Raw genomic sequence first — 12,920 nt, 5'->3', positions numbered from 1 at the left:
GATGGCGAACGCGAACGGCAACGGGGTCAAGACGGCTGAGGACGCTGACGAAAGCGAGATCGTGCTTTCGGTGCGCGACGTCACCGTCGCCATTGAGGACAAGCTGATCCTCGACAAGCTGTCGCTCGACATCAAGCGTGGTGAGATTCTTGGTTTCGTCGGCGCTTCGGGGGCCGGCAAGTCCGTCCTTTTGCGAACCATCCTCGGGCTGATGCCCAAGCAATCGGGAACGATCAAGCTGTTCGGCGTCGACGTCGACAAGGCAAGCGATATCGAGCGCCTGCGCGTCGACATGCGGCTGGGCGTCCTGTTCCAGCACGGCGCGCTGTTCTCAGCCTTGACGGTGCAGGAGAACGTGCAGGTGCCGATGCGGGAATATCTCGACCTGCCGAGGAAGCTGATGGACGAGCTGGCGCTGCTGAAGATCGAGCTGGTCGGCCTGCCGCCGGACGCGGCGCAGAAATTCCCCTCCGAGCTTTCCGGCGGCATGATCAAGCGCGCGGCGCTGGCGCGCGCGCTGGCGCTGGACCCGGACATCGTCTTTCTCGACGAGCCGACCTCGGGGCTTGATCCGATCAGCGCGGCGGAGTTCGACGAACTCGTCGTCAAGCTGCGCGACACCATGGATCTCACCGTCTACATGGTCACGCACGACCTCGACACGCTGTTCACGGCCTGCGATCACGTTGCGGTGCTCGGCAAGAAGAAAGTGCTGGTCGAAGGTACGATCGACGACATGCTGAAGAGCGAGGAGCCGTGGGTCAAATCCTATTTCCGCGGAAAACGTGCCCGGCAACTTGATCTTGCGGCGCGCGCATAGTCATAAGTGAGGCAATGGAAACAAGAGCCAACTACGTCATTGTCGGCATCTTCACTCTGGCCGCGATTGTTGCGGCCTTCGCCTTTGTCTATTGGACCGCCGCCATCGGCGACAGGGGCGAGACGGCCGTGCTGCTGGTGCGCATTCCAGGTTCGGCTTCGGGCCTCGGCCCCGGCAGCCTGGTGCTGTTCAACGGCGTCAAGGTCGGCGTGGTCAAGCGCGTCTTTATCGCGCCCAACGATCCGGCGGCCGCGATCGCCAGCACCGAAATCGGCCGGACGACGCCGCTTACCAAGTCGACGCAGGCCGATATCGGCATTGCCGGCCTCAGTGGCCAGGCCAATATCGAGCTCAAGGGCGCCAACCTGAATGAGGAAAACCTTCTCGACCTGGCCGAGAAGGAGGGCAAGGACGCCGAGATCGTCGCCAATCCATCCGCGGTCACCAACCTCCTGCAGACCGCGCAGACCATCTTTACCCGCGCCGACAAGGTGCTTTCCGATCTCGAAGGGTTCACCCATGACGTGCGCGGGCCGCTGACCGATACGGTCAAGAACGTGCAGACCTTTTCCGACGCGCTGGCCAAGAATTCCGACGGCATAGACAAGTTCCTGTCCAGCGTGAGTGCGTTGTCGGACGAGTTGAAGGGTGTCTCGGGCAAGCTCGACGGCACGCTGAAGGCCGCCGAAGGCCTGCTCAACGCCGTCGACAAGGACCAGATCAAGAGCATCGTCGCCAATGTCGACACGGTCACCGGCAACCTGAAGGAAAGCTCCAAACAGTTCGATACCGTCATCAACAACGTCAACACGGCGGTCGGCTCGATCAACGACTTCGCCCAGAAGACGCAAGGCACGCTGGATAAGGTCAACGGCGTGCTCGACGGCATTGATCCGGCCGAGGTGCGCACGGCGCTGGCCAACATCCAGAAGGCCAGCGACAACGCCAATCAGGCCGCCGCCGACATTGCCAAGGTCACGAACAAATTCGCCAACCGCGCCGACGATATCGACGACACCATCAAGGACGCCAAACAGCTGGCGCAGCGGCTCAACGATGCGTCAGTGCGCGTCGACGGCATCCTGGCCAAGGTCGACAACTTGCTCGGCTCGGGCGAGGCGAACGGCGTCATGGCGGACGCCCGTGAGACGCTGAAATCGTTCAAGCAGGTCGCCGACACGCTGAATGCGCGGCTCGGTACCATCACCGACAATCTCGCCCGTTTCTCCGGCCAGGGCCTGCAGAATGTCGAGGCGCTGGTCCAGGACAGCAGGCGTTCGATCAACCGCATCGAGGAAGCGGTGACCGATCTCAGCCGCAACCCGGGGCGTATCCTGTCGGGCGGCGAGGGCGAGGTCCGGCAATATGACGGCAGGGTGCGGCGTTGACTTCGGCCTGCGCCCACCGCAAGAACATGAGCCGCAATTGCGGGTTGATCTTACGATCTGGGGACAACGGGGATCGCGTGTGACGTCGGTTTGGGTGAAGTCGGTTGGATTGACATCGGCTGCGGCGCTGCTTGCGCTTTCGCTCGCCGGCTGCGCGGCCCTCGGTGCCAAGCCGGCGCCGCTCGACACGTTCGAGTTGTCGGCGCCGTCGGTGGACGCCCATGGCCGCAGCCGTCGCCAGATCCTGATCGCCCAGCCCTCCGCGCTCAAGGCGCTGGACAGCCAGAACATTGTCATCAAGCCGGGCGACGGCTCGATCCAGTACCTCAAGGGCGCGCAATGGGCCGACCGGCTGCCGCTCATCGTGCAGGCAAGGCTGGCCGAGACCTTCCAGCGCTCCGGCAGCTTCGCCGGCGTCGGCAAGCCGGGCGAGGGGCTGGCGATCGACTACCAGATCATCGCCGAGGTCCGTTCCTTCGAAGTCCGGGTCAATGGCGGCGAGCATGCCGAGGTCGAACTGTTCGTGCGCATCCTCAACGACCGCAACGGCGAGGTGCGCGCCGCCAAGAGCTTCACCACGAGCGCGCCGGTTTCGGGAGGCGGCAACGCCGCCTACGTCAACGCTCTGGACAACGCCTTCGGCCAGGCGGCGAAGGACATTGTGCTCTGGACGGATTCGCTGATCTGACGGTCTCGCCCGGGAGGCGCCGCTCCTGGCCATCTCAAACAATCCAGCACAAATGAAAAAGGCGGGCCATGGCCCGCCTTTTTGGTGTGTACCGAAGCCGCTTACTGCAGGCGGCCGCTGGCATGGGCCAGCATGGTGTAGACCTTGCCGGTGTCCGAAGTCAGGTAGGTTTGGCCCATGATGTTGTCGCGGTCGTTGCGCGACACATCCTTGAGCAGCTTCTCGAAATCGTCGCAGTAGCGGTCGACGGCGGCGCGGAACTCGGCCTCGGCCTGGTACTTGCGGCGGATCTCGTCGAAGGTCTGCTGGCCCTTCAGCGTGTAGAGGCGCCGCGTGAACACGTCACGCTCGCCGCGCCGGTAGCGGTTCCACAGCTCGATCGAGGCGTCGTGGTCGATGGCGCGGGCGATATCGACCGACAGCGAGTTGAGCGATTCCACGACATGCAGCGGCGAGCGCTGCGCCGGAGCCGGGCGCGGCGCTTCCGCCGGAGCGGCCGGCCGGAGCTCTTCCTCGCGCGATGCGCCGGTCAGGAGATCGCGCACCCAGCCGCCTTGCGCCGTGCGGCCATTGGGATCGCGGCGCGGGGCCGTCTCGGCAGCGCGATCCAGGTCAAGCGTGCCGCGCAAGGTCGTCTCGGCCAGCGGCGCCTGAGGTGCCCGGCGCTCGGGTTGCGGCTGTGGCTGCTGTGACTGCTGCGGTGCCGGCGGGCGACGCAGCGGCTCGGCAGGACGGGCCGGCGCCTGCGGTGCGGGGCGTAGACCGCGCGGCTCGCCGGATTCGCTGCTGCCGCTGCGGCCGGATTTCGCAACGATGTCAGACAGCTCCTTGAGCGCGTTGATCTGCTCGGAGACGGCGCGGCGGATGGCCGAGGTCGACTCCTTGGCCTCTTCCGGCATCTCGATGACGCCCTTCTTGAGCTCGGCGCGCGTCAGGTCGAGCTCGCTCTTGATCGAACCGGCAGTGCGTCGCATCTCCTCGGTGGCGTCGGCAAAGCGGCGCGTCGCCGAATCGACGACCTCGGCGATGGCGGTGCGGATCTTCTCCGCCGATTCCATGGTCCGCCCCTCGGCGTTCTGCATCGTCTGGCCAACCAGGTTTTCGAACGAACGCATCACCTTTTCGAGGTCTTCCGACTTCTTGACCAGGCCGACGGCGAGATCTTCCAGCGACGACTGCCGCTCCAGCGTGTGCTCGAGGTTGCTCTGCGCCGAGCTGAGCAGAGCCGAGGCGCTGGAGAGCAAGCGGCTGTGCTCGTCGAACTTGGTGGCGATCGAGGCGACCTCGCGCAGCGTGGCCGACGACAGGTCGGTGAGCCGGGTCGTGTTCGAATCGACCAGTCGCGCCGAGCTGGCGAAGGTCTGCGCGGCCTTTTCCGTCGTTGTCGCGAAGCTCTGCGTGCTGCCGGACAGGCGTTCCTCGACATGACCGAGATTGGCCGCAGCCTGGTCGATCAGCTGACCGAGCTGGGCGCTGGAGGTGCTCATGCGGCCGATGAGGTCGGCAACGCTTTCGGCGAGCGTCGAGCGCGCGCCGTCCACCGCCGACAAGGTCTCGGCGGTACGGCTGGCGAGCGCGTTGACGAGCGCGGCGTTTTCGCTGCGCAGCTTCTCGGTCGCCCGCTCGGTGACCTCTTCCATGCTCCGCTGCAGCTCCGAGCCGCCCTGGGCGAAACGCTCGACCAGCGGCTTGGCGGTTTCGTCGAGGATCTTCGACATTTCGGCCGAGCGCGCCGCCAACATCGTGTTGAGCTCGCGGGTGTTGGCGCCGATGGTTTTGGCCGCGTCGTTGGTGCTCTGACCGATATGCTGGCCGACCGCGGTGAAGGTCTCGGCGATGACGTTGGCGCGCGAAATCAGTTGCGCCTCCGCGCCCGAGACCTGCTCGTTGAGCTTCTGACCGATCGTTTCCGTGGTGCAGGCGAGGCGGTTCTCGACGCCGGCGATCTGCTCCTCGATCCGGGCCGCTGCTGCCGCCGCATTCGACGCCAGGCGCTCGTCGGCGCCGGCCAGCGCCTGCTCGATCTCGCGGGCGTGGACGGCCAGTTCCTGACCGGTCTGACGCGCGCGGTCGGCGACCCGCTGCTCGGTGCTGGCGAAGGCCCCGACGATGGTCTCGGCATGGCCGCCGATGGTCGTGGTGCTGTCGGCGATGCGCGCGACCAGGCGCTGGTCCGCATCGTCGAAGATGCGAGCGATCTCGGACGCGCGTGACGAAAGCGCTTCCGATCCCTCGGCGATGCGCGAGATCAGATGTTGGTCGGCAGCATCGAAGATGCGGCCGAGGTCCGAGGCGCGGGCCGCGAGCGCTTCGGCCGATTCGCCGATGCGCATGCTCAGCCGCTCGTCGGCGCCTTCGAAATTGCGCAGGATGTCGCCGGCGCGCGCCGCCAGCGACTGCGCCGTTTCGACCGCGCGGGCAACCAGCTTCTGGTCCGCGGCGTCGAAGGTACCGGCGATCTCGCTGGCGCGGGCGGACAGCTGGTCGGCGGTGTCCTCGGCGCGTGCGATCAGCGCATTCGACGTGTCCTCGGCGCGCGCATGCAGGCGGCGGTCGGCGTCCTCGAAGGCGCGGGCGATGTCTTCTGCCCTGGCGAGCAGCGCGGCCGAGGTCTGTTCGGCGCGGTCGGCGATCTTGCGGTCGGCGTCGCTGAAGACAAGGCCAGCCTGCTCGTGCAGGGCGCTGGTGACCTCCATGACCTTTTCGCGCAAGGCGCCGGCGACGAAGACCGCGCTCTTCTCCAGCACGTTGCGGATGTTGTCGACGCCGGTCGACAGCGCCCGTTCCATGGTTCCGGCGCGCTCCTCGATGATGCCGGTCTGCCGGTTGAACGCCTGCTCGATCTTCTCGACGTCGGCGGCGATCGTTGCCGAAATGTCGCTGCTCCTGGCGGCCAGTTGGTCGATATGGCCGGACAGGGAGCGGTCGACATCCTTGCGGGTGTCGACGAGCTTCGCCAGATCGTCTTCCAGCGCGCGGCTCAGCATGTCGCGGCCTTCGGCCAGCTTGCCGACATGGCCGGCGATAATGTCGTCGACCTCGCTGCGGCTGGCGACGAGCTTCTGCAGGTCCGCTTCCAGCGCGCGCCTGAGGATATCGCGGCCCTCGGCGAGTTTCTCGACCTGGCCGGCGACCAGCCCGTCGATGCTGGAGCGGCTTTCGGCCAGCTTGGCAAGGTCGTCCTCAAGTGCCTTCGAAAGCGCCGAACGATCCTGCGCAAGCCTGTCGCTATGGCCCTGGAGGAGGCTGTTGACGTTCTCCAGGTCGCCTTCCAGCACCCGCGCGAACTCGGCGCGGTTGTCGGTCAGCTTCTGCGACTGGTCGGCAATGGCGTTCCTGATCGTGCTGAGATCGGCATCCAGCGCGCGCTTGAGGATATCGCGGCCTTCCGCAAGCTTCTCGACCTGGCCGGCGACCAGCCCGTCGATGCTGGAGCGGCTCTCCGCCAGCTTGGCGAGATCGACCTCCAGCGCCTTGGCCAGCGTCGAGCGGTCCTGGACCAGCCTGTTCTGGTGATCGGCCATGATGCCGTTCACATTCTGCAGATCGTCCTGGAGCGCTTGCGACAGCGTCGAGCGATCCTGGACGAGCCGGTTCGTGTGGTCGGAGATCAGGCTGTTCACATTCTGAAGATCGGCTTCCAGCGCCTTCGAAAGCTGGCTGCGCTCTTCCGCCACCCGCTCGGAATGGCCGGCGATGGCGCCCTTGATCGTGTTGATATCGGCTTCGAGCGCGCGCTTGAGGATGTCGCGGCCCTCGGCGAGCTTTTCGACCTGGCCGGCGACCAGACCGTCGATGCTGGCGCGGCCCTCCGCCAGCTTGGCGAGGTCGGCCTCCAGCGTCTGCGCCAGCAGGCTGCGGTCGTCGGCGAGCCTGACGGAATGACCCTCGACCAGGTTCCTGATGCCGGACAGGTCGCTCTCCAGCGAACGGCTGAGTTCGCCGCGGTCTTCGGCAAGCTTGGCGGAATGGGTCTCGATCAGGCTCCTGATGCCGATAATATCGGTCTCCAGCGCCTTGGCGAGCACGGAGCGGCCCTCGGCGATCTTCTCGACCTGGCCGGCGACCAGCCCGTCGATGCTGGCGCGGCTGTCGGCCAGCTTGCCGAGATCGGCTTCCAGGGCGCGCGACAGGATGTTGCGGCCCTCGGCGAGCTTCCCGACGTGGCCGGCAACCATTTCGTCAATGATCGTACGGGCTTGCACGAGCTTTCCGGAGTCGTCATTCAGGGCCTGGGCAAGCCGGTTGCGGCCTTCTTCGAGCTGCTCCAGGTGGCTGCCCAGCGACGCGTCGATCGCGGCGCGCGACTCGTTGACCTTGCGCAGGTCGTCTTCCAACGCGCGCGCGATGAGGTTGCGGCCTTCCGCCAGCTTCTGCACCTGGTCGGTCACGGCGGCGTCGATGCCGGCACGGCTTTCGGCGAACGTCGCCAGGTCGGCCTGCATGGCGGCCGCCATGCGATCGCGGCTTTCCGAAAGCTTGCGGCTGTGGTTTTCCACCGCCTCCTCGATGCCGACGCGGGCATCTGCGAGCCGCTGGATGTCGCTGTCGAAGGAACGCGAGACGACGTGGCGAGCGGCTTCCATGCGGCCGGCGAAGTCGCTGGCGCGGGCCTCGAGCATGGAGGAGGTCGACGAGACGATGTCGGCCATGTCGGCGCCGATCTGCGTCTTGCCCTGGTCGATCATCGCCGAGAGCTGGTCCTTGCTCTCTGCAAAGGTATTGGCGATTTCGCGAGCGCGCTCGACCAGCGTCTCATTGATCTGGCGGGCGCGGGCTTCGAGCGCGGCATTGAGCTTCTGCGTGCCGGTGTCGAGCGCCTCGGCGCGGGTCTGGAATTCGCTGATCAGCGCCTGGCCGCGTTCGGCCAGCGTCCGTTCGATGCCGCTGAGGCTGTTCTCGAACTCGGAACTCAGCGTGCGCGCGGCGCCGCCTAGCAGCGAAACCATGCCGCTGGTGCGGTCGTCGAGCAGGTCGGTCAGCGAGCGGGTGAGGCCGTCGGTGGTGTCGGTCAGTTTGGCGATGCGGGTGTCGAGCAGGCTGGCGAAGGCCTCGCCCGAGGTCGACAGCCGGTCGGTGATCGAATCGAGCCGGCCCTCGACCGAATCGAAGATCGACATCGAGCTTTCGTTGATGCGGTCGATCAGCGTGTCGCCGGAATTGTTGATTGTCATCGACAGCTTGGTCGACGCATTGAGGATGGAGTCGCGGATGATGTCGCTGGCGGAGCCGATTTCGTCCCGCAGCGTCTCATGCGCGCTGGCGATCGAGGCGCGCACGCGCTCGGCATGGCTGACGACCGCTTCGCGCTCGCTGCCGAGGCCATCGACCAGCGAGCGGATACGGGCCTCGTTCTCCGAATAGGAGCGCTCGATCTGGTTGACTTCGCTGTGGACAAGCGTTTCCAGCTCGACCGCGCGCGCCAGCGTGCGCTCGATGCCTTCGCCCATCGCCGCGACTTCGCGGCGCACGGCCTGGCCGATCATCATGACGCGGTCCTGGGCGAGGTTTTCCGGCTCGGCCAGGCGGAAGGCCACTTCCGTCATCGACTGCGCGGCAATGCGCATTTCCTGCGCGCGGCGCACCATGGCCGCGAAGGCCCAGAACAGGATCACGGGAATGATTGCCGCGACTGCCAGGCCGATCAGCTCGGGGCGGGCGAAAAACTGGTCGAAGGTGCGGATCTTCCAGATGCCCGAACCGAACAGAAGATTGGCCAGGCCGCCGGCGCCGGCGATCCATGCCAGCGAAATGAACGCCACAACCCAGTAGATCGTGCTCGACGCGCGGCGGTTGAGGCCATGCAGCAGGGTGCGGTAGTCCTTCTGGCGGTCGTCATTGGCCGGGGTGAAGCCGGCCGGCTGCGCGCCGTTGCGCGTTTCAACCGGACGCAACTCGGCGGGCTTCGCCGCCGGCTGCGTGTTCTGTATTGGCCTGGCATTCTGGCTCTGAACAACCACCGGTTCTTCCTTGTGGCCACGCCCTTCGCGCGCCAGTTCGTCAGCCGCGGCCGAAATCTGCGCTTCCAGATCTTCCATCGACGCCGCCATATCGAGGCCGCCGTCGCCATCTACGCTCAAATCAAGGTCGAGTGCCTTTTCGAGCTCCTTGGCCACGTCGCTGTCGAGAGTTCGTGTCGTTGGTTTCTTCGCCATGCCTTCGCTACCCTGTACTAGCTGCCGGGGGAGTTATGATTTTGAGCCGTGATTCTGGCTTGTCTTATCCCACGCAGGAGGCTGAAAATGGACCCTCGTATCGTAATGACACACAGGGGTAAAGAAAACCTGCATTCTGGGCGATACGTAAAACTTTAAATATAGGGTTAACGGAGACGTGATTTCGCGGCCTCCCTGTCAACATTTTTTCAGGTCAATCATTAACCCGTTTGCTACGGGATTCGCCTAGTTTTCCAGGCAAGTCTGAACACCAGGGAGCTGCAAATTTCATGCGCGGCGAAAGCGGCATTGCTTTTTCCATGCCCGGCGGCGACGTCTCGGGAACGGCCAGGTCACGTCCTGTGGATCTCGCCCATCTTTCGCGCCAGACGATGGGCGATCGCGCTCTCGAGCAGGAGGTGCTGGCGCTGTTCGTGCAGCAGGCGCTCGGCGTGCGCGACAAGATCCTCGAAGCCGACGTTAAGGAGCGCTTGCTGCTGGCGCATGGGCTCAAAGGCTCGGCGCGCGGGGTGGGAGCGTTTGCAATCGCCGATTGTGCCGCCGCCATCGAAGGCCAGCCCGAAGACGCCAAGACCCTGAACCGGCTCGGCGTCCTGATCGAGGAAGTGCGCGAGTTCATCGCCGCCATCGGCCGCTAGTTCCAAAAAAACGTCACGGCGCGGCGCTTTCGCGCCGCAGTTGACTTGTCCGCCGGAGTGATTATCTCGGCTGGAACTCCCCTTCAGGTGACAAATGACCAAGCTGACCTTCATTGCCAATGACGGCACACAGTTCGACATGGATGCCGAAAACGGCTCGACCGTCATGGAGAACGCCATCCGCAACGCAGTGCCCGGAATAGAGGCCGAATGCGGCGGTGCCTGCGCCTGCGCGACCTGCCATGTCTATGTCGACGAGGCCTGGACGGCCGAGGTCGGCGAGCCGGAGGCGATGGAGGAGGACATGCTGGACTTCGCCTACGACGTCCAGCCGAATTCGCGCCTGTCCTGCCAGATCAAGGTGCGCGACGCCCTCGACGGGCTGGTCGTGCGCGTACCCGCCCGCCAGGGCTGAGTTCACGCTTCGGCTATTTTTGTCGCCGCCGCTTGGCAGCGGGCCATTGCTCATGCAGTCTCGCGCCGTTTGGCAGCGAGGCGCATTGCATGGGCGACACGATCAGGACGGACGTACTCATCGTCGGGGCAGGGCCGGTCGGCCTGTTCGCCGTGTTCGAGCTTGGCCTCTTCGACATGAAGTGCCATCTGATCGACATCCTCGACCGGCCCGGCGGCCAGTGCGCCGAACTCTATCCGGAAAAGCCGATCTACGACATTCCCGGCTGGCCGTTGATCACCGCCCAGGGCCTGGTCGACAAGCTGCTCGAGCAGATCCATCCGTTCAAGCCGGAATTCACCTACAACCGCATGGTCTCCAGCCTGGAGAAGCTGGAGGACGGCAGCTTCCGCGTCACCACCGACGAGAACGAGGTGTTCGAGGCCAAGGTGGTGGTGATCGCCGCCGGCGGCGGCTCGTTCCAGCCCAAGCGGCCGCCCATTCCGGGCATCGAAGCCTATGAAGGCAACAGCGTCTTCTATTCGGTGCGCCGTATGGAGGATTTCCGCGGCCACGACCTCGTCATCGTCGGCGGCGGCGATTCGGCGCTCGACTGGACGCTGAACCTGCAGCCGGTGGCAAAGAGCGTGACGCTGGTCCATCGCCGTCCGGAGTTCCGCGCGGCACCCGACAGCGTCAACAAGATGTATGCCATGCAGGAGATGAAGCAGCTGGATTTCCAGGTCGGCCAGGTGAGCGGCCTGAGCGGCGCCGACGGCCGGCTTTCATCCGCGACCATCAAGGGGCCGGACGGCGACATCGAGGTGCCATGCACCCGCATGCTCCCCTTCTTCGGCCTGACCATGAAGCTCGGTCCGATCGCCGAATGGGGGCTCAACCTGCATGAGAACGTGATCCCGGTCGACACCGAGAAATTCCAGACCTCGGTTCCCGGCATCTTCGCCGTTGGCGACATCAACTGGTATCCCGGCAAGCTGAAGCTGATCCTGTCGGGTTTCCACGAGGTTGCGTTGATGGCGCAGGCCGCCAAGCGCATCGTCAGCCCCGGCGAGCGCATCGTCTTCCAGTACACCACCTCGTCGACCAGCCTGCAGAAGAAGCTCGGCGTCCACGATTGAGCGTGTGCTACTCGGCCAGCACCGGAGCCGCGGTCTCGGGATGGCCGCGTAGCGCCTTCTCCGGCATCAGTCCGAGCGCGGCAAGCGCCATCAGCAGGATCGCCGCCGCGACGAGGAAGATCATCGTGAACGCTTCGGCCGAAGCGGCGACGCCAGCTGAATGCGCGCCTTCGCCGGCCAATGGCAGGCCATAGCCGAGCGCGACCGCGCCCAGGATCGCCACGCCCAGTGCGCTGCCCAAAGAGCGAAGGAAGGTGAGCACACCGGTGGCGACGCCGAGATGCGCCTGATCGACGGCATTCTGGACCGAGACGGTGGCCACCGGAAACGTCGTTCCGCTGCCGAGGCCGACACAGGTCGTCAGGATTTCAACGACGAGCAGGGAGGCATGCCCGGCGACGAAGCTGAGCGCGCCGAGGCAGACTATGGCGAAGCTCACGCCGATCATGGCGATCCGCTTGTAATGGACGAAGCGGGGTATCGTGCGCCCGCTGAACGTGGCGCCGGCGACGGTGCCGAGCATCAGCCCGAGCAGCGCAACGCCCGATTCGCTGGCCGAAAGCCCGACGATCGACTGCAGGTAGACCGGCAGATAGACCGCCAGGCCGATATTGGCGGCCTGCAGCAGGAACAAGGACAGGGTGCCGGCCAGCACGATCGGGTTGCTGAGCACCTCGAGCGAGATCAGCGGCTCGTCGGCGCGCATGAGCCGCAGCGCAAAAGCGCCCCAGATAACCGCCGAACTGGCGAGCAGCCCGAGGATTTCGCGCGACAGCCAGGGATAGGCGCTGCCGCCCCAGTTAAGCGCCAGCAGCAGCAGGGCAGTGGCCGCGATCAGCAGCGCCGCGCCGACAGCGTCGATGCGATGATGCTTTGCCGCGATCGGCAGCTTCTTCAGCGGCTTGTTGATGATCGCCATGGCCAGCAGGCCGAGCGGCAGGTTGATCCAGAAGATCAGCGACCAGTGCAGATGCTCGGCGAACGTACCGCCGAGCAGCGGGCCGGTAATGCTGGCAACGGCCCATGTGCCTGCGATCCAGGCCGCATAGCGCGCCCGCTCGCGCGGCGGCACGAGGTCACCGATCACCGTCTGGGCCAGTGCGAACAAGCCGCCGCCGCCGGCGCCCTGGATAGCGCGTCCGACGATAAGCACCAGCATGTTGGGCGCGATTGCGCTGACCAGCGATCCGGCGAGAAAGATCAGGATAGCCGCGTAGAGGGTTGGCCGGCGGCCATAGACATCGGAGATCTTGCCATAGAGCGGCGCCATCGCCGTTGCGGTGAGCAGATAGGCGGTGACAATCCAAGGCAGATATTCGGCATGGCCGAGCAGACGCGCCATCGTCGGCATGGCCGGGGAGACGATGGTCTGGTCGAGCGCCGCCAGCAGCATCGACAACAGCACGCCGCCGATGATGGCGTTCTTCTCGCTCTCCGTCAGCGGCGACGTCGCTGCAATTGTCGCCGGCTTGTCGACAGCCTGATCCATGGTCTCGTTCTCTCGTGGGCTTGCGCGCGCCTCTGAGGGAGGCGGCCGGCTCGGCCGGTGCGACGACGCAGCCGCGTCGATTGGTTGTCGTGCCTTTCAGGTTCCGCCTTTGCGAACCTGACATATGTCGTTCCATATAGGCCGATTTCGACGGGGGCTCGAAAGTTTTTGCCGCCTGGCACTACGCT

Annotated in this window: 8 protein-coding genes; 6 read left to right on the top strand and 2 right to left on the bottom strand. The window is 65.4% G+C overall.

What is annotated here, in order from left to right; all coding sequences use genetic code 11:
* The first annotated feature begins 1 nt into the window (after window position 1).
* Genes EN857_RS23290 through EN857_RS23280 form a run of 3 tightly spaced genes read left to right on the top strand, consistent with a single transcriptional unit; the run spans window position 2 to window position 2,896 of the window.
* A complete protein-coding gene (locus EN857_RS23290; protein ID WP_127286684.1) occupies window positions 2-820 on the top strand; it encodes an ABC transporter ATP-binding protein in 819 nt (272 codons plus the stop codon).
* Window positions 821-834: 14 nt separating this feature from the next.
* Window positions 835-2,208, top strand: a complete 1,374-nt coding sequence (locus EN857_RS23285) for an MlaD family protein (protein ID WP_135859261.1) — start codon at window positions 835-837, stop codon at window positions 2,206-2,208.
* Window positions 2,186-2,896, top strand: a complete 711-nt coding sequence (locus EN857_RS23280) for an ABC-type transport auxiliary lipoprotein family protein (protein WP_127393134.1) — start codon at window positions 2,186-2,188, stop codon at window positions 2,894-2,896. Before EN857_RS23285 ends, EN857_RS23280 begins: the two co-directional genes overlap by 23 nt.
* Window positions 2,897-2,997: 101 nt before the next feature.
* Here the strand turns inward: EN857_RS23280 and EN857_RS23275 are convergent, their stop codons facing one another.
* Window positions 2,998-9,051: a kinesin gene (locus EN857_RS23275; protein ID WP_135859262.1), complete on the bottom strand. Its 6,054-nt coding sequence runs from the start codon at window positions 9,049-9,051 to the stop codon at window positions 2,998-3,000.
* A gap of 290 nt (window positions 9,052-9,341) precedes the next feature.
* On the opposite strand from EN857_RS23275, the gene EN857_RS23270 reads away from it, so the two are divergent.
* The 3 genes from EN857_RS23270 to EN857_RS23260 all read left to right on the top strand — a co-directional run bounded on the left by EN857_RS23270 (window position 9,342) and on the right by EN857_RS23260 (window position 11,243).
* Complete coding sequence (locus EN857_RS23270) at window positions 9,342-9,710, top strand: Hpt domain-containing protein (RefSeq protein WP_127287063.1); 369 nt, start codon at window positions 9,342-9,344, stop codon at window positions 9,708-9,710.
* A gap of 94 nt (window positions 9,711-9,804) precedes the next feature.
* Window positions 9,805-10,125 (top strand): 2Fe-2S iron-sulfur cluster-binding protein, encoded by a 321-nt coding sequence (locus EN857_RS23265; RefSeq protein ID WP_127287062.1) that lies wholly within the window; start codon window positions 9,805-9,807, stop codon window positions 10,123-10,125.
* 89 nt (window positions 10,126-10,214) lie between these two features.
* Window positions 10,215-11,243, top strand: a complete 1,029-nt coding sequence (locus EN857_RS23260) for an NAD(P)/FAD-dependent oxidoreductase (protein ID WP_127392996.1) — start codon at window positions 10,215-10,217, stop codon at window positions 11,241-11,243.
* 7 nt (window positions 11,244-11,250) lie between these two features.
* On the opposite strand, the gene EN857_RS23255 is transcribed toward EN857_RS23260, so the two are convergent.
* A complete protein-coding gene (locus tag EN857_RS23255) occupies window positions 11,251-12,732 on the bottom strand; it encodes an MDR family MFS transporter (protein ID WP_127392997.1) in 1,482 nt (493 codons plus the stop codon).
* Window positions 12,733-12,920 lie beyond the last annotated feature (188 nt).

This window comes from Mesorhizobium sp. M4B.F.Ca.ET.214.01.1.1 (assembly GCF_004791545.1).
In the GTDB taxonomy this organism is placed as follows: domain Bacteria; phylum Pseudomonadota; class Alphaproteobacteria; order Rhizobiales; family Rhizobiaceae; genus Mesorhizobium; species Mesorhizobium abyssinicae.
This window is presented reverse-complemented; position numbering and strand designations above follow the sequence as displayed.

What these genes read in the sequence shown, in the direction of transcription:
- EN857_RS23260 (WP_127392996.1), top strand. Translation starts at nt 10,215, where the DNA reads ATGGGCGACACGATCAGGACGGACGTACTCATCGTCGGGGCAGGGCCG.
- EN857_RS23290 (WP_127286684.1), top strand. Translation starts at nt 2, where the DNA reads ATGGCGAACGCGAACGGCAACGGGGTCAAGACGGCTGAGGACGCTGAC.
- EN857_RS23270 (WP_127287063.1), top strand. Translation starts at nt 9,342, where the DNA reads ATGCGCGGCGAAAGCGGCATTGCTTTTTCCATGCCCGGCGGCGACGTC.
- EN857_RS23275 (WP_135859262.1), bottom strand. Translation starts at nt 9,051, where the DNA reads ATGGCGAAGAAACCAACGACACGAACTCTCGACAGCGACGTGGCCAAG.
- EN857_RS23255 (WP_127392997.1), bottom strand. Translation starts at nt 12,732, where the DNA reads ATGGATCAGGCTGTCGACAAGCCGGCGACAATTGCAGCGACGTCGCCG.
- EN857_RS23265 (WP_127287062.1), top strand. Translation starts at nt 9,805, where the DNA reads ATGACCAAGCTGACCTTCATTGCCAATGACGGCACACAGTTCGACATG.
- EN857_RS23280 (WP_127393134.1), top strand. Translation starts at nt 2,186, where the DNA reads ATGACGGCAGGGTGCGGCGTTGACTTCGGCCTGCGCCCACCGCAAGAA.
- EN857_RS23285 (WP_135859261.1), top strand. Translation starts at nt 835, where the DNA reads ATGGAAACAAGAGCCAACTACGTCATTGTCGGCATCTTCACTCTGGCC.